This window comes from Streptomyces sp. C10-9-1 (assembly GCF_024497955.1).
Taxonomy (GTDB): Bacteria; Actinomycetota; Actinomycetes; order Streptomycetales; family Streptomycetaceae; genus Streptomyces; species Streptomyces sanyensis.
This window is the reverse complement of sequence record NZ_JANHKP010000001.1, coordinates 568,293-589,574: the sequence shown is the minus strand read 5'-3', so window position 1 is coordinate 589,574 and position 21,282 is coordinate 568,293. Positions and strand designations below refer to the sequence as shown.

At 76.6% G+C, this 21,282-nt stretch carries 18 protein-coding genes; 3 read left to right on the top strand and 15 right to left on the bottom strand.

Going from position 1 to position 21,282, the window contains the following annotated elements; genetic code table 11:
- The first annotated feature begins 78 nt into the window (after positions 1–78).
- Positions 79–1,050 (top strand): DMT family transporter, encoded by a 972-nt coding sequence (locus NPS70_RS02470; protein WP_256522103.1) that lies wholly within the window; start codon positions 79–81, stop codon positions 1,048–1,050.
- Positions 1,043–2,272 carry an aromatic amino acid transaminase gene (locus tag NPS70_RS02465; protein ID WP_256522102.1) on the top strand — a complete coding sequence of 410 codons (1,230 nt, stop codon included), beginning with the start codon at positions 1,043–1,045 and terminating at the stop codon, positions 2,270–2,272. The genes NPS70_RS02470 and NPS70_RS02465 overlap by 8 nt, the downstream gene beginning before the upstream one ends.
- 57 nt (positions 2,273–2,329) lie before the next feature.
- Here NPS70_RS02465 and NPS70_RS02460 read toward each other — a convergent pair whose 3' ends face one another.
- From NPS70_RS02460 to NPS70_RS02395, 14 genes are all read right to left on the bottom strand, one after another.
- Positions 2,330–3,184: a hypothetical protein gene (locus NPS70_RS02460; protein WP_256522101.1), complete on the bottom strand. Its 855-nt coding sequence runs from the start codon at positions 3,182–3,184 to the stop codon at positions 2,330–2,332.
- 177 nt (positions 3,185–3,361) lie between these two features.
- Positions 3,362–5,581, bottom strand: coding sequence for a bifunctional serine/threonine-protein kinase/ABC transporter substrate-binding protein (locus tag NPS70_RS02455; protein ID WP_256522100.1), 2,220 nt, complete (start codon positions 5,579–5,581; stop codon positions 3,362–3,364).
- Positions 5,581–7,860, bottom strand: coding sequence for a bifunctional serine/threonine-protein kinase/ABC transporter substrate-binding protein (locus NPS70_RS02450; protein WP_256522099.1), 2,280 nt, complete (start codon positions 7,858–7,860; stop codon positions 5,581–5,583). Before NPS70_RS02450 ends, NPS70_RS02455 begins: the two co-directional genes overlap by 1 nt.
- Positions 7,860–8,678 carry a hypothetical protein gene (locus tag NPS70_RS02445; RefSeq protein ID WP_256522095.1) on the bottom strand — a complete coding sequence of 273 codons (819 nt, stop codon included), beginning with the start codon at positions 8,676–8,678 and terminating at the stop codon, positions 7,860–7,862. Before NPS70_RS02445 ends, NPS70_RS02450 begins: the two co-directional genes overlap by 1 nt.
- A 172-nt stretch (positions 8,679–8,850) precedes the next feature.
- The gene (locus tag NPS70_RS02440; RefSeq protein ID WP_256522093.1) at positions 8,851–10,272 is read right to left on the bottom strand and encodes an NADH-quinone oxidoreductase subunit N; all 1,422 of its coding nucleotides are present in this window, start codon (positions 10,270–10,272) and stop codon (positions 8,851–8,853) included.
- A complete protein-coding gene (locus tag NPS70_RS02435; RefSeq protein ID WP_256522091.1) occupies positions 10,269–11,774 on the bottom strand; it encodes an NADH-quinone oxidoreductase subunit M in 1,506 nt (501 codons plus the stop codon). Before NPS70_RS02435 ends, NPS70_RS02440 begins: the two co-directional genes overlap by 4 nt.
- 4 nt (positions 11,775–11,778) lie before the next feature.
- On the bottom strand, positions 11,779–13,647 hold the full coding sequence (locus NPS70_RS02430; RefSeq protein ID WP_256522089.1) for a proton-conducting transporter membrane subunit: 1,869 nt from the start codon (positions 13,645–13,647) through the stop codon (positions 11,779–11,781).
- On the bottom strand, positions 13,644–13,949 hold the full coding sequence (locus NPS70_RS02425; RefSeq protein WP_256522088.1) for an NADH-quinone oxidoreductase subunit K: 306 nt from the start codon (positions 13,947–13,949) through the stop codon (positions 13,644–13,646). The genes NPS70_RS02430 and NPS70_RS02425 overlap by 4 nt, the downstream gene beginning before the upstream one ends.
- Positions 13,946–14,515 (bottom strand): NADH-quinone oxidoreductase subunit J, encoded by a 570-nt coding sequence (locus NPS70_RS02420; protein WP_256522085.1) that lies wholly within the window; start codon positions 14,513–14,515, stop codon positions 13,946–13,948. Before NPS70_RS02420 ends, NPS70_RS02425 begins: the two co-directional genes overlap by 4 nt.
- Before the next feature lie 19 nt (positions 14,516–14,534).
- Positions 14,535–15,464, bottom strand: coding sequence for an NADH-quinone oxidoreductase subunit H (locus tag NPS70_RS02415; RefSeq protein ID WP_256522084.1), 930 nt, complete (start codon positions 15,462–15,464; stop codon positions 14,535–14,537).
- Complete coding sequence (locus NPS70_RS02410; RefSeq protein ID WP_256522083.1) at positions 15,457–16,671, bottom strand: hypothetical protein; 1,215 nt, start codon at positions 16,669–16,671, stop codon at positions 15,457–15,459. The genes NPS70_RS02415 and NPS70_RS02410 overlap by 8 nt, the downstream gene beginning before the upstream one ends.
- Complete coding sequence (locus NPS70_RS02405) at positions 16,662–17,012, bottom strand: NADH-quinone oxidoreductase subunit A (RefSeq protein ID WP_256522082.1); 351 nt, start codon at positions 17,010–17,012, stop codon at positions 16,662–16,664. The genes NPS70_RS02410 and NPS70_RS02405 overlap by 10 nt, the downstream gene beginning before the upstream one ends.
- Before the next feature lie 341 nt (positions 17,013–17,353).
- Entirely contained in the window at positions 17,354–17,650 is a 297-nt protein-coding gene (locus NPS70_RS02400; protein ID WP_256522081.1) for an SHOCT domain-containing protein, read from the bottom strand.
- A gap of 98 nt (positions 17,651–17,748) precedes the next feature.
- Positions 17,749–18,189: a DUF6325 family protein gene (locus tag NPS70_RS02395; protein ID WP_256522079.1), complete on the bottom strand. Its 441-nt coding sequence runs from the start codon at positions 18,187–18,189 to the stop codon at positions 17,749–17,751.
- 180 nt (positions 18,190–18,369) lie between these two features.
- Between NPS70_RS02395 and NPS70_RS02390 the strand changes: the two genes are divergently transcribed.
- Positions 18,370–18,627, top strand: coding sequence for a lipopolysaccharide assembly protein LapA domain-containing protein (locus NPS70_RS02390; protein WP_256522077.1), 258 nt, complete (start codon positions 18,370–18,372; stop codon positions 18,625–18,627).
- A gap of 696 nt (positions 18,628–19,323) precedes the next feature.
- Here the strand turns inward: NPS70_RS02390 and NPS70_RS02385 are convergent.
- Positions 19,324–21,225: an alkyl/aryl-sulfatase gene (locus NPS70_RS02385; protein ID WP_256522075.1), complete on the bottom strand. Its 1,902-nt coding sequence runs from the start codon at positions 21,223–21,225 to the stop codon at positions 19,324–19,326.
- Between the last annotated feature and the right edge of the window lie 57 nt (positions 21,226–21,282).

Below are 21,282 nucleotides of genomic sequence, written 5' to 3'. Positions count from 1 at the left end.
CCGTCTGGTCTAGCGTTGCTGTCCAGGTCAGGGTCGGGACGGTTCCGCCCGGTGTGGTCGACAGGCGGAGGGAAACCCGTGGCGGTCGTGACGAAGAAGGGCCCCGCCCGGGCGGGGAGCGCGCCGCGCTCCGGCATGCGCCCGGGCCTCGGGATCTCCCCGCAGGCGGCGGGGCTGCTGGCCCTGCTGCTCACGGTGGCGATCTGGGCCGGGTTCGCGCTCAGCGCCCGCGCTCTCGGCTCCTCCACGCTGCTCCCCGCCGACGCCGCCCTGCTGCGCTTCGGCGTCCCCCTCGTGGTACTGGCACCCGCCCTGTGGCGCCGCCGCCGGAGGCTGGCCGCGGTGCGCCCGGCCACCGCCGCCAAGATCGTCTGCGGTGCGGGCGTGCCGTTCTTCCTGGCCGCGATGTTCGGCGGCTCGCTCACCTCCGCGGCCTTCGTCGGGGCGATCGTCCCCGGGATGGTCCCGCTGTTCGTCTCCGCCCTCCTCGTCGCGGGCGGCGGGGCCGTCCCCCGGGGAACGCAGCGGGCCGGACTGGTCATGATCGTCGCCGGGGTCGCCGCGCTGGTCTGCCGCTACACCGTGGCGCTCGACGGGGACGTGCTCCTCGGCACCGGCACCCTGCTCCTGGCCAGCGGGCTGTGGGCGCTGTACACGGTGGGGCTGCGCGAGGTCGACCTGGACCCCGTCGGCTCCATCGGCCTGCTGTGCCTGCCGTCCTTCGCGGTCGTCGCCCTGCTGGTGCTCACCGGTGTGCTGCCCGCGCACCTCGGCCGGGCCGAGGGCGGCGACGTCCTGACCTTCCTCGTCGTCCAGGGCCTGGGCGTCGGCCTCTGCGCCGGGCTGCTGTACGCCTTCGCGATCCGCCGGCTCGGCCCGGAGCGGAGCTCCGTCGTCGGCAGCCTCAGCCCGGTCGTCGTGGTCCTGCTCGCCATCCCCCTGCTCGACGAGTCGCCGACCCTGCCCGTGCTGGTCGGAGTCCCCCTCATCACCGCCGGTGTGGTCCTCGCCAACCGCCGTCCACGAACCAAGGTTTCCGCAGATGCTTGAGCTCCTCGCACCCCCTCCCGCCGACCCGCTGTGGGACCTCGCCGCCGAGTTCGCCGCCGACACCCGGCCCGAGCGGCTCGACCTCGTCCTCGGCGTCTACCGGGACGCGACCGGCGTCACGCCCGTGATGTCGGCCGTACGGGAGGCCGAGCTGCGCCTGGCCGAGCGCTCCGCCTCCAAGGAGTACCGCGGCCTCTCCGGCAACACCGCCTTCAACCGGGCCATGCTCCGGGAGGTGCTGGCCACCCCCGAGCGCACCGCCCGCGCCACCGCCGTCCAGACCGTGGCGGGGACCGGCGCCCTGCGGCTGCTCTCGGACCTGGTGCGCCGCACCCGCCCCGGTGCCACGGTGTGGATCAGCGACCCGGCGTACGTCAACCACGGCCCGATCCTCCGGGCGGCCGGTCTGGCCGTCCGCAGCTACCGCACGCGGGACGCCGCGGGGCTCCCGGACGAGGCGGCGCTCCTCGACGACCTGCGCGAGGCGGGCCGCCACGACGTGGTGCTCCTCCAGGGGTGCTGCCACAACCCCACCGGGGTCGACCCGTCGTTCGCCTGCTGGGAGGCGCTCGCCGACCTCGCCTCGGAGGCCGGCTGGGTCCCCTTCCTCGACCTCGCCTACCACGGGCTCGGCGACGGTTTCGACGCCGACCTGCGGGCCACCCGGATGCTGGCCGACCGGCTGCCCGAGCTGCTGATCGCCGTCAGCTGCTCCAAGAACTTCGGCCTCTACAGCGACCGCACCGGCTGCGCGATCGTCCTCGGCCCCGACGCCCGGGCGCTGCGCCATGTGGAGACGGCCCTCCAGAACGCCGCCCGGACCCTGTACTCCATGCCTCCGGAGCACGGGGCGGCCGTCGTCACCTGCATCCTGGGCGACGAGCGGCTGCGCGCCGACTGGCGGGCGGAGCTCGACGCCATGCGCGGCCGGATCGCCGCCAACCGCACCGAACTGGTCGGCAACCTCCGGTCCCTGGGCCGCGAGGACCTTGCCGAGACCCTCGCCCGGCAGAAGGGCATGTTCTCGATGCTGCCGCTGGAGCCCGGGCACATGCGCGAGCTGCGGCAGCGCCACGGCGTCTACGGCACCGCCGGCGGGCGCATCAACATCGCCGGCGTCGCGGCGCACCGGATCCCCTACCTGGCCGTGAGCGTGGCCGCGGTGTCCGGCGGCCCGGACGCGCCGCCCGCCCCCGAGGCGGCGGCCGTCGCGGCGCTCTGACCCGGCGGCCCCTGCCGGCCCGGCGCGCAACCGCCCGGGCCGGTACGGGCGGGGCGCTCAGCGGGTGCGCACCGCCGTGACGGTGAAGCGCTCCACCGTGGCGACGTGCCCGCCCGTGGAGGCCACCACGGTGAGCACCGCGTCGCGCGCCCCGGAGTAGGGCACGGTCACGCTCCAGGGCTGGTCGGTGCCGCCGCCGGGCGTGCAGCAGGGGGAGGTCCCGAGCGGGGTCCCCGAGGAGGGCTGGCGCACCTGGACGGCGATGCTCTCGTCCACGCCGGTGATCAGCCCGCCCGCCGTCAGCGGGGAGCGGGCGACCGACCCGTAGGCGGGCGTGGTGAGCGAGAAGGTCGTGTCGTCCGTCCCGACCACCTCCCAGGGGGCGTCCGGTCCCGCGCCGTAGCGCACGAGGTGGATCACGGCCGCGGTCCCGCCCTCCGGCCCGGTGGGCGCCACACCGATGCGTGCGTCGCGGCCGGAGATCCGCCGCGAGGTGACCCGGTCGATCTCGGTGAAGCCGAGGTAGTCCCGGGTGAAGGCCAGGGCGGTGTGCTCCGCGTCGAGGTGCCAGGGCTGGTGGCCGCCGGAGCGGTAGGCGCGCTGCCACTCCTCGGCCTGGGCCAGGGTGGTGAACGGCCACAGCGGCTGCAGCCCCCGGGAGCCCAGCGGCGGCACGCCCCCGGGGTCCGCCGTCGCCGACGGGGGCGCCGGTGCGGAGGGGCCCGTGCCCGACGGCGCGGGTGAGGGGGACGCGTCCGGCGGGGAGGCCGTCGGGCGCGTCGCGGTCGCCTCCGCGGTCGCGGCCGGCGGGGAGGACGCGTCCGCGGACGCGCCGGAGCCTTCGCAGCCGGTGAGCGCGAGGGCGGCCACGGACGCCGCGGCGGCGATACGGAACGGCAGCCGGATGGTCATGCGTGCCCCAGACAGACGACATGGAAGTGAGCGCCCGCCGGGCCGTCACGGGCCCGTCCGGGCGGTCCTGACATGGTCCCATCGGCGGTGCTCCGCGGACAGGGCGCTCCTGTACCGGTCCGGCAACGGAAGACGCCCGGCCCGGCCCGCCGCGCGGCGAGGTGGGGCGGCGGCCGCTCAGCGCGCGCCGCCCGACGCCCGCCCCCGGTAGACGAACCCGCCGCCCTCCACGGCGAAGAGGTACAGCGCCTCCAGGTTGTAGGCGGCCGTGTCGGGGTCGAAGTGCAGGGCCTTGGTGATGCCCTCGTAGCGGGTCTCGCGCAACTGCCGCACCAGACCGCCCCGTTCGTAGCCGATTCCGCCGAGCTCGGTCACCGCCCCGGCGAGGAAGAGCGCGGCGTCGTAGGCCTCGGCCGCGTACCAGGGCGGGTCCGCTCCCCCGAAGCGCCTCCGGTAGGCGGTGGCGAACGCGCCGGTGGACTCCTCCGCCAGGGGGTCGAGGAACGGCGTGGCGAAGACCCAGCCCTCGGCGTCCCGCCCCGCGAGGCCGAGGAAGGAGGGCGTCGCGGCGTGGTAGGTGCCGAGCCGGGCGCCCTCGAAGCCGGCGGCCGGGAGGGCGCGCGCCAGCTCGGCCGCGCGCCGCGCGCCGCCGACGAAGACCACCGCGTCCGCACCCGAGTCCACCACCCGCCCGGCGAGCGCGGCGAAGCCCCGGGCGTCGGTGTCCTCCTCGACCGTCCACCGCTCCGAGCGGTTCGAGGCCCCCAGCACGTCCGCCGTGCGGCTGCAGACCGTCCAGCCGGTGGCGCCGAGACCGGCGTCGGCCAGGAACACCGTGTGGCGGCTGTCCACCGTGTGGACGAGGTGCACGGCCAGCGGCCCGCCCAGCGCGTCGTCGACGGGGCGGGTGGCCACGAACACCCGCTGGGTGTGCAGACCGTGGACGGGGAGGCGGCCCAGCGACACCGACACCATGGACAGCAGCGCCTTCTGGTAGCGCTCGACCACCGCCGCCGCGCACTCCTCGTCGCTCGGCCCGAGGACCGCGAGGACCTTCCCGTCGGCGGACAGCTCCTCGGCCACCTCCTGCGCCCGCCGGGGATCCCCCCGGTCGTCGCGGACCAGCAGGTCGAGCCGGAGGCCGTGCTCCGCACGGGAGTTGAACTCCTCCAGGGCGAGGCGCGCCCCACGTGCCTGGGCCGTGCCGAGCGCCTTTCCCGGACCCGAGAGGTCGGCGTGCAGGGCGAGGACGAGCGTCTCCCGCACCGCGGCCGCGGGCTGTCGCCCCCGGCCCGACGCCCACCAGACAGCGGCCCCGCCCCCGGCGGCCAGCACCCCGGCCGCGCCCAGCAGCAGGCGCCGCCGGGGGAGCCCGGGCGGCGGCGCGGTGTCCGGCTGCGTCGGCGCACCGGCGGCCTCCTCCGCGGCGGGCCCGTGGTCCGCGGGCCCTGCGCCCGCGTCGCCCTCCGCCCGCATGGCGGCCGCGCCCCGGCCGTCCGGCGTCGTCGGCGGCACGGAGGGCAGCGCGAGGGCCGCCGCCGAGCGCCGGGCGATCAGCCGCACCACCGCCCCGGGCAGCCAGTCCTCCGCGGGCGGCGCCCCGCCGAGGGCGGCGCACAGCTCCGCCGCGGTGGGGCGGTCGCCCGGCTCCTTGGCCAGGCAGGAGCGCACCAGGGCCGCCATGTCGCCCGGTACCCCGTCGAGTTCCGGCTCCTCGTACGCGGTCCGCACCAGGACGGCGGCGGGGGAGCCGTCGCCGAACGGCCGGTTTCCGGAGACGGCGAAGGCGAGCAGGCAGCCCAGTGAGAACACGTCGCTCGGCGGGCCGACCGCACCCGTGCCCCGGGCCTGCTCCGGTGAGAGGAACCCCGGCGAACCCACCACCGTGCCCGTGGCGGTGAGCGCGGTGCCCGCCTCCTCGCGGGCGATGCCGAAGTCGATCAGGCGGGGGCCGTCGAGGGCGAGGAGCACGTTCGCGGGCTTGACGTCCCGGTGCACCAGCCCGGCCGCGTGGACGTCCCGCAGAGCCTCGGCGAGCCGCGCGCCGAGCACTCTCGCGGAGCGGAGGGGCAACGGCCCGCACTCCTCCACCGCCTCCGCGACCGAGGGGCCCGGGACGTACGCGGTGGCCAGCCACGGGGTGCTCTCCCGCGTCCCGGCGCCGAGCAGCGGCACCACCCAGGGGCTGCGCACCCGGCCCGCGGCCCGCACCTCGCGCGCGAAGCGGGCCCGGAAGCCGGGGTCGTCGGCGTAGGCGGCGCGCACCACCTTGACCGCCGCCAGCGCCCCCTGGTCGGTACGTCCCAGGTAGACGACGCCCATGCCGCCCGCCCCGAGGCGTCCCAGCAGCCGGTGGCGCCCCACCCGGGCCGGGTCGGAGGGGAGCAGCGGCCGCATCAGCCGGGGATCACGGGCGTGCCGGGCCCGGTGTAGCGCAGGCGCCCGCCGGCGACCCGCCACAGGTGCACGCCCGTGCCGTCGATGGTGCGGGAGCCGTTCTCCTCGGAGAAGCTCAGCGTCTGGGTGATGCCGCGGTAGCTCGTCCCGCGGATCGCGGCCGTGAGGTTCCCCCGGGTCCGGCGGCGGGCGGCCAGACCGCGCAGCGCGTGGGCGACGAGCCCGGTCGCGTCGTACGCCTCCGCCGCGAACGGGGCGGGCGGGGCGTCGAAGCGGGCGCGGTGGGCCGCGGTGAACCGCTCTGCGCCGGGGTGCTCCGCCGGGTCGAGCGCGGGAGCGGCGATCACCCAGCCCTCGGCGGCCTCGCCCGCGGCCTCGACGAACCGGGGGTCGAGCAGCCCGTGGGCGGCGGCCCGGGGCCCGGTGAAGCCGCGTTCGTGCAGGGTGCGGGCGAACCGGGCACCGCGTTCGTGCAGCCCGGCGAAGACCACGGAGTCCGCGCCGCCGGCGAGCAGGGCGTCGATCGCCGGCCCGAAACCGCCGTACCGTCCGCTCACCACCTTGGGCACATAGGGGTGGCCTCCCTGGTTCAGGAGCTTGCTGAGCGTGCCGGCGATCTCCCAGCCGTAGTCGCCCGCCGCCCGGTCGTTGACGATGCCGATGGTGCGGGACCCGGCGGTGCCCCGCAGATGGGCGCTGAGGAAGAAGGGCAGCAGCGAGTTGTGCGGCCGGGCCTGCACGAAGGAGCGGGCGCCGAGCACGAGGAGCTTCACCGCGCCCGCCGTGACCGAGACCAGGGGCAGCAGGGCGCGGTCGTAGACGGGCAGCACGGCCTCGGCGGCCGCCTCCGTGGTGGGGCCGACGACGGCGAGGACGGAGGAGTCGGCCGCCAGTTCCTCGGCCGTCGCCGCCGCGCGTTGCGGGTCGCCGCCGTCGTCCCTGACGACCAGGGAGAGGGTGAAGGGGGCGTCCCGCCGGGCGTTGAATTCCTGGACGGCCAGCCGCACGCCCCGCAGTTGGGCCGTCCCGGTGCGCCGCGCGTCCCCCGAGAGGTCCGCCTGGAGGGCGATGGTGTGGGCGGGCCGGGCGGCGGAGGTCCCCCCGTCCCCGTCCCGCCACCGCCACAGGGCGAGGGCCCCGCCGCCCGCCGCGAGTGCTCCGCCGCCGGTGAGCAGCAGGAAGCGCCGCCGCCCCGGTCCGTCCGCCTCCTCGCGCTCCGCCTCCTCGTCCCCGTCGGCGGGGGCGGCCTCGGGAGGGCGCCCGGCGGCCCCGTCCGTTCCGGCCCCGTCCGTTCCGGCCCCGTCGGTGCCGGTTCCGTCCGCGTCGGTGGCTCCGTCCTCGCCCCGCCCGGCCGCCCCCGCGTCGACCGCGGTCGGCTCGATGTCCGGGAGCGCGGCCCCCGCGGCAGCGCGGTCGGCGACCAGCCGGGTCACCGCCTCGGGAAGCCAGTGCGGCTCGTCCGCGCCGTCCCGCGGCGCGGCGAGCGCCCGCGCCACCTCCGCCGCGGACGGCCGCGGCGCCGGATCCTTCTCCAGACACCTGCGCAGCAGGTCCGCCGACTCCTCCGGCACACCGTCCAGGTCGGGGCTCTCGTGCACGGCGCGGAACAGCAGGGCGTCGACCGGGCCGGTGCCGAACGGGGGCCGCCCCGTCTGCGCGTACGCCAGGACGCAGCCCAGCGCGAACACGTCGCTCGGCGGCCCGATCGCGTCCCGCCCGCCTCCCTGGACCTGCTCCGGCGCGAGGAAGCCCGGGGTGCCGACGACCAGGCCGGTCGCGGTGAGCGCGGTGTCCTCCGGCTCGCGGGCGATGCCGAAGTCGATCAGGCGGGGGCCGTCGAGGGCGAGGAGCACGTTCGCGGGCTTGACGTCCCGGTGCACCAGCCCGGCCGCGTGGACGTCCCGCAGCGCCTCGGCGAGCCGCCGGCCCAGCGCGCGCGCCGAGGCCGGCGGCAGCGGACCGTGGGCGGCGACGGCCTCCTCCAGCGAGGGCCCGGCGACGAAGGCGGTGGCCAGCCACGGCGCCGGGGCGTCGGGGTCAGCGGCCACGAAGGGGACGACCCAGGGACTGCGCACCCGGCGCAGCGTGTCCACCTCCCGGCGGAACCGCTCCCGGAACCCGCCGTCCTGCGCGAACTCGGCGTGGACCACCTTGAGCGCCACCAGCGCGCCCCCGGCGGAACGCGCCAGGTGGACCACGCCCATGCCTCCCGCGCCGAGGCGGCCCAGGAGCCGGTGGCCCGCGATCGACGCCGGGTCGGAGGAGTGCGGCGGGTGCATCAGGACGTCTCTCCCAGCAGGTCGACCAGGCGGGACCGCATGGTCACCGTGCCGTGCGAGGAGACGGATGTCGCCTCCGGGGAGCCCTCGCCCGTGGTGCCCCGGACCGAGACCGCGATCGTCACCGGGCCCAGCCGGTCCACGGTCCAGTGGTAGGGGCTGGTCAGGGCCCGTCCGTCGACGCTGCGGACGTGGGTGCCCATCTCGAAGACGGAGTCGTCCGCGTAGTTCTGCCCCTGACCGGCCGGGCGGCCCACCGAGTTGAGCTCCGTGATCCGCTCGCCCGCGCGGATCTCCTGCTCCGGGCAGCGCATCGCCTCCTCCAGGGTGGTGCTCAGCCGCGTGTCGGCGCCCGCCTCCGTGGTGTGCACGGTGACGGCGGCCGTCACCCGGACCGCTCCCCGGCCCTCACCCAGGGGGAGTTCGCTGTAGCGGGACACGGCGGCGAGCACCCCGTCGGGCAGCGGCTCCCGGCTCCAGCGGCAGTCGTCGTCCAGGACCGCCCAGGTGCCCGGGTCGCTCTCACCGGGGGCCAGGGCGACGAAGTCGGCGCCCCACTCCTCGGGCCGGAACGCCACGGCACGGGCGAGAGCCAGCGCCTCGGCCCGGGTACGGGGAAGGCGGTCGGGATCGGCCGCGAACGCCCCCTCGGGCTCGGTGGACCGCGAGGGTTCCGGCGCCTTCGCCGAGGGGGAGCCCTTCGACGGGGATGCGCTCTCGCCGCCGCCGTCCGGTGCGGCGGAGCACCCCGCGGCCAGTACGCAGAAGGCGAGCAGCGGCGCCGCCGCGCGCAGCGCCCCGGGACGAGCTGTGGTCACCCTGCATCCCCCATGCCGGTGTCGGTCGCGTACCGCCCCCGCGGTACGGCTGACGGCTCCTGCCGGTCCGTCACCTGCCGACACTACCCCCGGCGCGGCAGGTCCCGCAGGGTGACGCCGGAAGCCCGGCCCGGGGGAGCGGGCCCGCGGCGCGGGCCCGGGAGCCCGCCCCTCAGGGCAGCAGAGGCCCGGTGGCGAAGGGCAGCACCGCCCCGGCCGCGAGGCCGAGGGCCAGGGACACGGCGGCGGCGGTGTACGCGGTTCCGGCCGCCCAGCGGCCGAGTGCCGCCTGCGTCCCGGCCGGGGCCGGTCCGGTGCGCGCGAACACCTGCCCCAGCCAGCGCAGGTAGTAGAAGAGCGAGGCCACCGTGTTGGCGACGGCGAGCACCGCGAGCCAGGTGTAGCCGCCGTCCACGGCCGCGCTGAAGATCTCCAGCTTGCCGAGGAAGACCCCGGTGGGCGGGGTGCCGACGAGGCCGAGCAGACACACCACCAGCACCGCGGCGAGACCGGGGTGACGGCCCGCCAGGCCCCGGTAGCCCTCCAGGGTCCGCGCCCGGGGCAGCTCGGTGACCACGGCGAACGCGCCGAGGTTGGTGGCGGCGTAGGCGGCCAGGTAGAACAGCAGCCCCCGCTGCGCCAGGTCGCTGCGGGTGGCCACCGCCAGGGCCATCAGCAGGTAGCCGACCTGGCTCACGGCGGAGTAGGCCAGCAGTCTGCGCACGTCGGTCTGGAAGAACGCGGCGAGGTTGCCGAGGGTCATCGTCGCGGCGGCGAGCACGGCCAGCAGCAGCGGCCAGTCCACGTCGCTCCCCGGCAGCGCCTGGTGGAGGAGCCGGTAGCCCGCGACCAGCGCGCCCACCTTGGGCAGGGTGGTGACGTAGGCGGCGACCGGGGCGGGAGCCCCCTGGGCGACGTCGGGCACCCAGAAGTGCGCGGGGACACCGCCCGCCTTGAACAGCAGCCCCGCGAGGACGCCCACCAGGCCGAGGGCCACCACCGCGAACGGCGCGCCCGGCAGCGCCTCGCGCAGCTCCCGGTAGAGCGTGCCGCGGCCCCCGCCGTAGAGCAGGGCGGTGCCCGCGAGCATGGCCGTCCCCAACAGCGCGCCCAGCAGGTAGTACTTCAGCGCGGCCTCGGTGCCCCGGGGGTCCTTGGCGAACCCGGCCAGGGCGTAGGCCGGGAGGCTGGAGAGCAGGTAGGCGGCGAACAGCATCAGCAGGTCGTTCGCGCCGACCAGGGCGAGGGTGCCGGCCCCCGTCAGCAGGAGCAGCACCCAGTACTCGCTCTCCCGCGGATGACCGCGGACGGTCTCCACCGACAGGCCGATCACCAGCAGCAGCGCGCCCAGGACCGTCAGGCGCCCGGCCCCGGTCGCCGTGTCGACGGCGAACACCTCCGCGAAGACGCCCTGCTCGGTGCCGCGGGCCATCGCGATGCCCGTGGCCGCCAGCCCGACCGCGCAGGCGGCGGCGGCCAGCACCGCGACCAGCCACTGGCGGCGGCGCGGCAGCCAGGAACCGGCCAGGAGCCCGAGGACGGCCGCCGCGGCCAGGGAGACCTCCGGCAGGAGCGCCGCCACGTCCTGGTTCACCGGGCCACCAGCCCCACGACGGCACGGCCCGCGGGTTCGACCACGTCCAGCAGCCAGCGCGGGGCGACGCCGATCGCCAGGGCGACGGCCATCAGCGGGCCCGCGGACCACGCCTCGTGGCGGGCGAGGTCGGCGAACCCCCCGGCGGAGGCGGCCTCCGGCAGCCGCGGGGCGCCCAGCAGCATCGACCGCAGGGCGCGCAGGAACAGCGCGGCGGTCAGCAGGATCCCCGTGAGAGCGACGGCGGTGGCCACCGTCTGCTGGCCCAGCGAGCCGGTGAAGATCTGGAACTCGGCGATGAATCCCGAGAACCCGGGGATGCCGAGGCTGGCGAACGCCGCCGCGAAGGTGAGCGCCGCGAACCGCGGGGCGTGTGCGGCGACGCCCGCGTAGGCGTCGATCGCGTACGTCCTCCCGCGGGCGTAGAGGACCCCGGTGAGCAGGAACAGCGCCCCGGTGATCAGGCCGTGGCTGACCATCTGCACGACCGCGCCAGTCACCGCCAGGGAGCGGGCCTGCGCGTCGCTGCCCGCGAGCGTTCCGGCGGCGCCGACGGCGAGCACGATGTAGCCCATGTGGTTGACCGAGGTGTAGGCGACCATGCGCTTGAGGTCCGTCTGCGCCAGGGCCACCAGGGCCCCGTAGACCACGGAGACGGCACCGACCACCACGACGACCAGCGCGTACCGGCGCCAGCTGCCCGGCAGCAGCGGCATCGCGATGCGGACGAAGCCGTAGGCGCCCATCTTCAGCAGGATGCCCGCCAGCACCGCCGACCCGGCGGCGGGGGCCTCGGAGTGGGCCGGCGGCAGCCAGGTGTGGAAGGGCACGGTGGGCGTCTTGACCGCCAGCCCCACACCGATCGCCAGCAGCACGAGGCCCGCGTAGGTCCCGCGCCCGGCCAGCGGGTTCTCCCGGGTCAGGTCGACGATGTCGAAGGTGTGCGGGGTCGCGGCGAGGAACAGCCCGATGAATCCGAGCAGCAGCGCCAGGGAGCCGACGAAGGTGTAGAGGAAGAAGGTCAGGGCCGCGGCCCGCGCCCGCTCGCCGTGCCCCCAGCCCGCGATGACGAAGAACATGCCGACGATCGACAGGTCGAAGAAGACGAAGAACAGGATCAGGTCCAGGGCGACGAACAGGCCCACGGACACGGTCTGGAGGAAGAGGAAGAGGCACACGTACGCGCGCACCCGCCGCGTCTCGCGCAGCGAGTACACGGCGGCGGCGAGGAACACCAGGCAGGTCAGCGCCACCAGCGGCAGCGACAGGCCGTCGACGCCCACGTGGTAGCCGACCCCGGCGCCGGGGATCCACCGCACCCGCTCCTCGGCCTGGATCCCCCCGCCGGGGTCGAAGGCCGCCCACAGGTACGCCACCAGCGCCAGCTCGACCGCGGCGGTGGCGATCCACACCTGCACGCACCTCCGGTCCGGCAGGCCGCGCGGCAGCACCAGCAGGACGCAGCACACCAGCAGGGGCAGGAAGATCAGGACACTGAGCACAGGGCTACCTCGCCAGAAGCACGATCAGGGCCAGTACCGCGAAGCCGACCGCGGCCTGGGCGTAGTACTGGTGCAGCAGCCCGGTCTGCGGGCGGCGTGCCCAGCGGCCCAGCCGCCCGGTCCCCGCGGCCACGGCGCGGACCGCCGCGTCGATACCGTCGTCGTCCACCCGGCGGGCGGTCCGGGCCGCGGCCAGTCCGCCGCGGGCGGCGGCCCGCACCGCGCCGTCCACCACCCGGTCGTCGAAGGCCGCGAGCGACCGGGCCAGGGCGAGCACCGGCCGCACCACCAGCGCGTCGGCGGCCCGCTCCAGGTGCAGCCAGTCCCGGGCCCAGCGCGGCGCGGCGGGCAGCGCACCCGGGCGGTTGCCCCACCACCAGGCCGCGGCGGCCACCGCGGCGGCGAGCGCCCCCGACAGCACCAGCTCCCAGGCGGTCGGAGAGGGCTCCGCCGGGCTGCCCACCAGGCGTTTCAGCCAGGCCGCGGGGCCGGGCAGCGCCAGGACGCCCAGCACCGCCGCGGCGGCGGTGAGCACGGCGAGCGGAGGCGGCGCCGAGCGTCCGACGTGCCGGGTCCCGCGCTGCTCGGTGTCGTAGCGCTCCGCACCCCGCGCGGGCCGCGGCCGGGTGACGTACCAGACGGCCTTGACGCTGTAGGCGGCCGCAAGTGCCGCTCCCGCGAGGCCGACCGCGTACAGTCCCGCGCTCTCGGCGCGGGCCCCGGCGAGGACCTCGTCCTTGGCCGCCCACAGCGACAGCGGGGGGAGGCCCGCCAGGGTCAGGGCGCAGACGACGAACGCGGTGCCGACCGCCCGGTAGCGGCGGGCGGCGCCCCTGAGGGCGGGCAGCTGCTTGGTGCCCAGCGCGGTGAGCCAGGCCCCGGCTGCCAGGAAGAGCGCCGACTTGGCCGCCGCGTGGGCCACGAGCTGGGTGACGCCGCCCGCCACCGCACCGCTGCCCGCGGCCAGCACCATGTAGCCGATCTGGGCGCAGGTGGAGGCGGCGAGAAGCTGCTTCAGATCCCGCTGGGCGACGGCCACGGCGCCCAGCAGCAGCGCCGTCAGGGCACCCGTCCAGGCCACCAGCGGACCCGCCCAGGAGGTGGCGGCGAGCAGCGGGTGCAGCCGCAGCAGCAGATAGGCACCGGCGGCGACCATGGTCGCCGAGTGCAGCAGCGCCGAGACCGGGCTCGGGCCCTGCATGGCGCGGGACAGCCAGAACGACAGGGGCAGCTGGGCGGACTTGCCGAGCGCCGCAGCCGCCACGCCCCCGGCGGCCACGTGCACCCAGGGCGAGGCGGCGGCGGGCAGCTGCGCCAGCTCCAGGCCCCCGGCCCCGCCGGCCAGCGCCGCCCCGGCCGCGAGATACAGGCCCAGGTCGGCGCTGCGGGTGGCCAGGAAGGCCGTGTCCGCCGCGCGCACCCGCGCCGGCTGCCGCCACCAGTAGCCGATCAGCGCCCAGCTGCTGGCGCCCATGGCCTCCCAGGCCATCAGCAGCAGCGGCAGCGTGGTCGCGGTGACGGTGAGCAGCATCGCCCCGCCGAAGAAGAGCATCAGCCCGTGGAAGCGCCCGAGGTCCTCCTCCGGGCCGAACTCCGTGGCGGAGAAGACCAGGACGCAGAGCATCACCGAGGCGACGGTGACCACCATGACGGCCGACAGCCCGTCCACCGCGAGCCCGGCGCGCACCCCCGCCAGGAGCGGGGCACCGGCACCCGGGCGGACGGCGGCCGCGGCCCCGGCCAGCACGAGCGTCGCCGCGGCGAGAGCGGGACCGAGCACGGGGGCCAGGCGGTTGGCACGCCTCCCGGCGGCCGTCAGCAGGGCGCCGGAGCACAGGGGGACGGCGACGAGCAGCCACGGCAGCGCGCTCATCCGCGGAGGTCCCGTGCCAGGTCCGCGGTGTCGACGCGCCGGGACCGGTAGAGCGCGGTGGTGACCGCGAAGCCCATGGCCATCTCCACGGCCATGGCCACCACCGCGGCCACGACGACCACCTGGCCGCTCGCCGCGGCGGGCGCCAGGAAGTGCCAGAAGGCGGCGGCCGCCACGATGATCCCGCCGATCATCAGCTCGATCCCCATCATGATCATGACGATGGACTGCTGGGACAGGGCGCCGAACAGGCCGGTGCAGAACAGCCCGGCGGCCAGGACCAGGAGCAGTTCGAAGGTCACCGGCCCACCCCTCCGCCGACGGGGTCCCGCGCCGGACGCCGGTCGAGGTCGTCGCCGAACCGGTCGTAGCGGCCGCGCTGCGTGGCGAGGACCGTCGCGCCGACCATGGTCGAGAGGAGCACGAGGCCGAGCACCACCATGGTCAGCATCTGACCCTCCATCAGTGCGGTGCCGAGCTGCACCGTCGAGTCCCGGGGCGGCCTCCCCTCGCGTCCCGGCCAGGGCACCGCGAAGATCCCGGTGGTCAGTGCGGCGAAGAGCACCGCGCTCACGGCCAGCGCCCCGCGGGTGTTGTGCAGCATCGACATCGGCATCAGACCGGCCGGGTTCATCATGTAGGCGATCATGAACACGGCCATGATCACCATCTCCATGACCATCATCAGCACGGTCACCACGCCGAGGTACGGCAGCCCGAGCAGGGTCACGACGCCCCCGGAGCAGGCCAGCGACACCAGCAGTGCGAAGGTGACCCGGGCCATCGAGTCCAGCACGAACACCAGCACCCCGCCGGCCAGGGCGAGGACGCCCAGCACGGTCAGCAGCACGGTGTCGGTCGTGTCCATCGGGATCCCTCCGCTCGCGTCAACGGCCCAGCACCACCAGGGCGGGCACCAGCACCTGAAGGATCGTCAGCGGAACCAGCACCACCCAGGCCAGCTCCACGTAGCGGTCGGGCCGCACCACGGGCAGCCGGCGCGCGGCGACCACCAGCAGGGCGAGCACCAGCAGCGTCTTCACCAGCGACCAGGCCCACGCGGGCAACCCCGGTCCGGCCCCGCCGCCGAGGAACAGCGGCACCGCCATCGCCGCGCCGGAGGCCAGCCACAGCCACCGGCCCGCCTGGAGCAGCAGCCGGTCGGGGCCGGAGAGCTCGCCCAGCACGCCCCCGGCCGCGTCCCGCCCCGCCGGGTGCGCGAACGGTCCCAGGAAGGAGAACGCCAGGACGCCCGCGAGGTGCGCGGCGAACGCCACCGGCATCCACACCGCGTACCACAGCCCCTGCTGTGCCGCGGCGATGTCGCCCACCCGCAGCGACTCGGCCCCGGTGGCGGCGGCGATCAGGGCGAACATCAGGGGCAGTTCGTAGGCGAGCCCCTGGGCGAGGAAGCGGTAGCCGCCGATCAGGGAGAAGGCGGCGTTGGGGCCCCAGCCGGCCAGCCACAGGGCCGCCCAGGTCGTCACCTCCATGGCGTTGAACCAGACCACCCCGACCGACGGGTCGGCCACCACCGTGTTCCCGAACGGGATCACCAGGGTCGAGAGCACCGCCGCCACCGGCACGGTGACCACACCGGCCCGCCACAGCAGGAGGTCCGGCGCGGGCAGCCTCCTGGGCCCGGCCACCAGTGCCCGCGGCAGCGCCAGGAAGGGCCTCGCGGCGGCCGTGAGGGTGACCGGGCGCCCCGCGCCCCGGGCGGCCAGCAGCGCGTCGGCCGCCACCGCCAGGGCGGCCAGCGCGGCGAGCAGCAGGGGGGCCGCCGCAACCGTCCACCAGGGACCCCTCTCAACCACGCGGCGCCACCCCCGCGCCCGCGAGTTCCTCGGGATCCGGGTCGAGACCGGCCACGATGAGGCGCGCCGCGGCGAGTTCGGCGCCGACCAGAAGTGCGGGGAGCAGCGCCAGCAGCGCGGCGGACGGCGGGTGCGCGGGCTCCCACGGTCCGCGCGGGGACTCGGTGGCGTAGGGGTCCAGCGGGGCCGGGTCGTCCAGGTGCCGCACGTCACGGCCGAGGCGGTCGAGCCACCGGCGGTAGCGGTCCGTCGCATCGCCGTCCGCCCCGGGCGGTCCGGCCGGGGCGGACCCCCCGGTCCGCCCGCCGTCCACCCGGCCGATCCCCCGGGTGAGCCAGGCCAGGACCCGTGACCGGCCGACGCGGCGGGCCAGGCGGTCGGCCGGGCCGCGGAGCGCACCGGCCGGCGCACCGGCGAGCAGCCCGTCGCGCAACCGCCGGGCAGCCACCGCCTGCTCGGGCCATCCCGCCACCGCCAGCAGCCGTCCGAGGCTGTCGCAGGTGGCGGCGGCCCGGTGCCGCGCGGCCGCCCCCGCGGTCACCGGCTCGCCCGCCGCCGCGCGCAGCCAGGGGCCCGACCAGAACGGGGTGCCGCCGGGGGCCGCCGGGTCCTCGCAGACGGCCTCCTGGACGACGTCGCCCTGGAGGACCAGCCGGACGGTCAGCCCCGTCGGCCAGTCGCACAGGAAGGGGCCCAGAGCGAGGTGCAGGCGGTCCAGCGCCAGCCCGTCCCGGTCGGGGCCGGTCTCCGCCATGGGCAGGCCGCCCGGCATCGGCATCCCCGTCCCGGTGTCCCCGTCGTCCGCCTGCCCGTGGGCGTGCCCGCCTCCGCCTTCCGGGGGCTCCTGCACCCGGTCGTTCCCGCCCGCGTGCCCCTGCGCCCCGGAGCCCCGGCCGGACCAGGCGGCCAGGCGCTCCCGCCCCGTGTCCAGCGCGGAGGCCACCTCCGCCGCCGTGGCGGCGTGCACCCGGGCCCGGGGCGCGGGCAGATCGCCCCAGAGGCGCGCCAGCGGGTCGTGCAGGGCGGGGCAGTCCGGGCCCGTGACGAGCAGCAGGTCGGCCCCCGCGGGCGTGGCGGCCACCGGCCAGTCCCGCAGCCGCAGCAGGCGCTCCGCCTCCAGCCGGGCGGGCGTCCCGCCCGGCAGGGCGGCGGGCAGGACCCGGGGCCGGGCCGCGGCGGCACGCAGGGCGCGGCGGGTCAGGTCCATCGCAGCGCGCCCTCCCGCCAGGCGTAGACGACGCCCGCGACCAGGATCGCGAGGAAGACGAACATCTCGATCACGGCCCCCGGGCCCATGGCGGAGACCACCAGCGTCCACGGGTACATGAACACCATCTCCATGTCGAAGGCCAGGAACAGCATCGTCACCGTGTACCAGCGCACATGGAAGCGGCTCACCGCGTGCTCGGCCGGCTCCAGGCCGGAGCCGAACGGCATCACCGGGAGCGGGTCGGCGGACACCCGCAGGGCGCGCGCCGCTCCGTGCAGGCCCAGCACGGCGAGTGCCGCGAGGCCGAGCAGGGACAGGGCGGCCGCGGTGGCGCTCACCGGAGCCCACCGCCCCGGCGGCCGGACCGCACGGCTGCGCGGCGCCGGACCCCGCCGCCCGCGGCGCGGCCGTCCGCTCGGGTGCTCAAATCCCCGTTCCCCTCTCCACCGCCGTCCTGCGCGCCGGCCGCGCATCCCTGCGGGGGAGCGCTTCCCCGGCGGACCGGCGTGCCTCGGATGATCAGGGTCCCGGGCCCACGGCGGAGGGCGGCGCGCCCGTACGGCGCGCCAAAGCGCCCCGTTTGCCACGGACGGGCGGGCTGCGGGGGCGCCCCCGCGCCGGCTGCGGGCACGTCGGCGGCGGACGCCCGGTCCGCCGGTGCGCCCGCCGCCGGGTGCCGTCAGCCGCCGAGGATCCGGCGCTTCTCCGCCGCGAACTCCTCGTCCGTCAGGACGCCCCGGTCCCGCAGCTCCGCCAGCGCGGTGAGCTGGGAGACCCGGTCGGCGGGGGGCGCCGCCGGTGCGGCGCCCGGGCCGGGCGCCGGCTGCTGCCGGGCCTCCGCCTGCGCCTGCCGCTCCATGTCGCGGCGGGCCGCGTTGCGCTCCACCCTGCCGGAGACCGCGGTCGCGGTGCCCGCGACGACGGCGGTGCGGGCCATCGCACCCAGCAGGCCGGGCCGTCCGAACCGTTGAGGCATGACTGCCCCCTTCCTCTCGTGCCGTCCCCGCGGCCGGCCGTGGCCCCCGCGGGCGCTTTCCGCGCCGCGCGCGGACGTGCCGCCGTGCGGGGCGCCGCTCACTCCGCGTCGAGCGCCTCGATCGCCGCGAGGACGTCGTCCCGGGGGATGCGCTCCATGAAGACCATGCGGCCGTGGGAGTCGCGCAGGGCGGCGGCCAGCCGCGAGGCCCAGGTGTTCTCCCACGCCACCACCAGCGCCGAGGACTCCGGCGGCAGGCCATCGGCCACGGCCGCCAGGTCCTCGTCGCTGAGCAGGTCGAAGCGGGCGTCGGTGATCCGCTCGAACTCCTCGGCCACCTCGGGGTCGGCGAGCTCGACGACGCCGACCGAGCCGTCGCCGTCCTTGCGGACGAAGGTCAGGTCGAGGATGCGGACGGTCCCGTTCTGCTGGAGTTCGCGCAGCGCGGGGACGATCTCGCCGTTGAACCGGTTGCCCTCGAAGGCGACCACGGCGACGTCGACCGGGCCGACCGAGTCGGCCGTCAGGCCATGGACCATGGGATGCCACCCTTCCGTCACTCCGGGTGAAGCGAACAGACAAGAGGATAAGTCGCATAGCAGGACAAAGCTCATCGAGGATGCGGCACCGCCCGACGCCCGGGACGCTGCCGCTGCCCGCGTCACCCGTTCGCGCCAGTCCACCGCAGCACCGCGCCCCCGGGTGCGGATGCTGGGGGCATGACCCCAGCATCCGAGAAGAAGCCGCGCGGACGTTCCTCCGGAGGGACCGGGCGCGCCAAGTCCCTCACACCCTCCCGCGTCACCGCGCTCGTGCTGGTCGCCCTCGCCGTCGTCTTCATCGTCGAGAACACCCGCAAGGTCGAGATCCGTCTGCTGGTACCCGTCGTCACCATGCCGCTCTACCTGGCCCTGCTCGGCATGTTCGTCATCGGCGGGCTCTGCGGGGCCCTGCTGATCAGGGGCAGGGGGAAGTGAGGCGCGCAGCCGCCGTGCACGGCGGCTGCGCGCCGGCCCGCCGGTCCGGTGGTGCGCGGAGCGCCGCGGACCCGGGCGGCGCACTCGCCCACCGCCGCGGCGGTGGGCGAGTGCGCCGCGGGCACGCGAGACCACCTCCCGTCCGGGCGGGAGCCCGGGGCCGGGCCGAGGCGGACGCCGACGGCGACGCCGACGGGGCCGGGGGTCTACGGCGGCCTCGCGGGCCCGGCGGCGACACCACGGGCCACCGGGTGCTCCGGAAACCCGCCCCGCGGACCGAGGGCTGTCGAGCGCGGTCGGCGCCTGCCTTTCCCTTCGTGCGCCGATGGCTCACGGAGGCCCCGGGGGTCGGGCCGGGAGGCCGTGGCGTACAGCAGCGGGTCCGTCAGCACCGCGGACGACAGCCGCAGGAGCGCCTGGTGCCGCTCCGCGGCCGAGGCGGCGCGCGCGGGGGGCGCGCACGCGGCGGGCCGGTCCGGCAGGGCCGTGGGACGGCGGACGGTCTGCGGGCCCGCCGGTCCTGGGCCGTGGTCCGCCCCGCTGCGGTGCCCGGGCGGGCCCGGTGCTCACCGCCCCGCGCCGCCCGGACGCCGGGGGCGGCGGAGACCTGCACGGTCCGCCATCCGGGGCCCTTCCGGCCGGAGGCGTCCCGCCGCCTCCGGCACGCGGGCACCGGCGTGAGGGGCGGTCGTTCGGTCAGGGCGTGACGATCGCGAAGTCCGGGTCCGGGTCGCCGAGGTACCGAAGGAGCTCGACGACCCGGCCGATGTCGCCGGTCACCCGGGCCCTGCCCCCGGAGGCCAGGTCCTCGGGGGCGAGCGTCCCCAGCAGGACCGCCCGCAGGTCGGCCTCGGCGAGCCCGACCGCCACGTCCGGCTCGTCGGCGGCCGGGCCGGAGCCCCTGACATGGGTGAGCACCCCGTTGCGCAGCCGCCAGGTGATGCGGGGCCCGTCCCGGACGTCCCAGCGCACCGTGATCGCGGCGTCCCAGCTGCGCGGTCCGTCCAGCCGGACGGCCAGGCTCTCGAAGAGCTGGTCGAGGCTGAGCGCCCGCAGCAGGTCGGGGGAGGCGGTCACCGTGGGCGAGCCGACCGTCCCCTGCCGCAGCTCCAGCGCCCCGGTGAGGAAGAAGTTGCGCCAGGTGCCGTTCTCGCTGCCGTAGCCCAACTGCTCCAGGGCGTCCGCCTGGAGCTCCCGGGCCTCGGCGTTGCCCGGGTCGGCGAAGAGCACATGGCCGACGACCTGCACCACCCAGCGCAGGTCCCCGTCCTCGAAGGACCCGCGGGCCCGGCGCAGCACCTCGCCGGCGCCGCCCATGAACGCCACGTACCGCTTCGCCGCCTCGACGGGCGGGTGCTCCCACAGGTGCGCGGGGTTGCCGTCGAACCAGCCCAGGTACCGCTGGTAGACGGCCTTGGTGTTGTGGCTGACCGAACCGTAGTACCCGTGCGTGTGCCAGGCCCGCTCCAGCGCCGGGGGCAGCCGCATCTCCTCGGCGATCTCCGCGCCGGTCATCCCCTGGTTGAGCATCCGCAGCGTCTGGTCGTGCAGGTAGGCGTACAGGTCGCGCTGCTCCAGCAGGAAGGCGACCGCCCGCTCGCGCCCCCACACGGGCCAGTGGTGGGAGGCGAAGGCCACCTCGGTGGACTCGCCGAACAGTTCGACGGCCTCGGTCAGGTAGCGCGCCCACACCCGGGGGTCGCGCACCTCCGCCCCGCGCAGCGTCAGGAGGTTGTGGAGGTTGTGCGTGGCGTTCTCCGCCATGCACAGGGCCGCGCGGCCGGGGAAGTGGATGTTGAGCTCGGCCGGTGCCTCGGTGCCCGGCGTGAGCTGGAAGACCATCCGGATGCCGTCGACCGTCTCGCTCTGCCCGGTGCGGGTGATGTCGAGTGTCGGGGGGATCAGCCCGACCGCGCCCGTCGAGGTCGTCTGCCCCAGGCCCGCGCCGATCTGCCCCCGGGGGCCCTTCGGCAGCGCCGCTCCGTACATGTAGGCCGCGCGGCGGGCCATCGCGGTGCCCGCGAGGACGTTCTCGCTGACGGCGTGCGCCAGGAACCCCTCCGGGGCGATGACCGGGACGCCCGCGGCGACCTGTTCCTCGGTCACCACCCCGCGCACCCCGCCGAAGTGGTCGGCGTGGCTGTGGGTGTACAGCACGGCGGTCACGGGACGGGTGCCGCGGTGCTCCCGGTACAGGGCCAGTGCCGCGGCCGCCGTCTCGGCCGAGATCAGCGGGTCCACCACCAGGACGCCGCGCTCGCCCTCGACCACGGTCATGTTCGACAGGTCGAAGCCGCGGATCTGGTAGACGCCCTCGACCACCTCGAACAGACCGTGGTCGGAGACCAGCCTGCTCTGGCGCCACAGGCTCGGGTTGGCGGTCGGCGGGCAGTCCTCGCCGAGGAAGCCGTAGGCGTCCAGGTCCCATACGGTGCGGCCCGCGGAGTCCGTGATCCGGCCGTCCCGCGCGGTGCCGAGGAACCCCCGCCGGGCGTCCTGGAGGTCGCGGGTGTCGTCGAAGGGGAAGCGCTCCCGCACCGCGTCGTTGGAGCGCAGGACCGCCTTCCCGGCGGGCTTGGGCGCTGAGGTAGCGGTCAACTCGCACTCCCTTGCGGCACGCGGCGGGGGAACCGGGACAGGTCCGCTGCCAGCCTG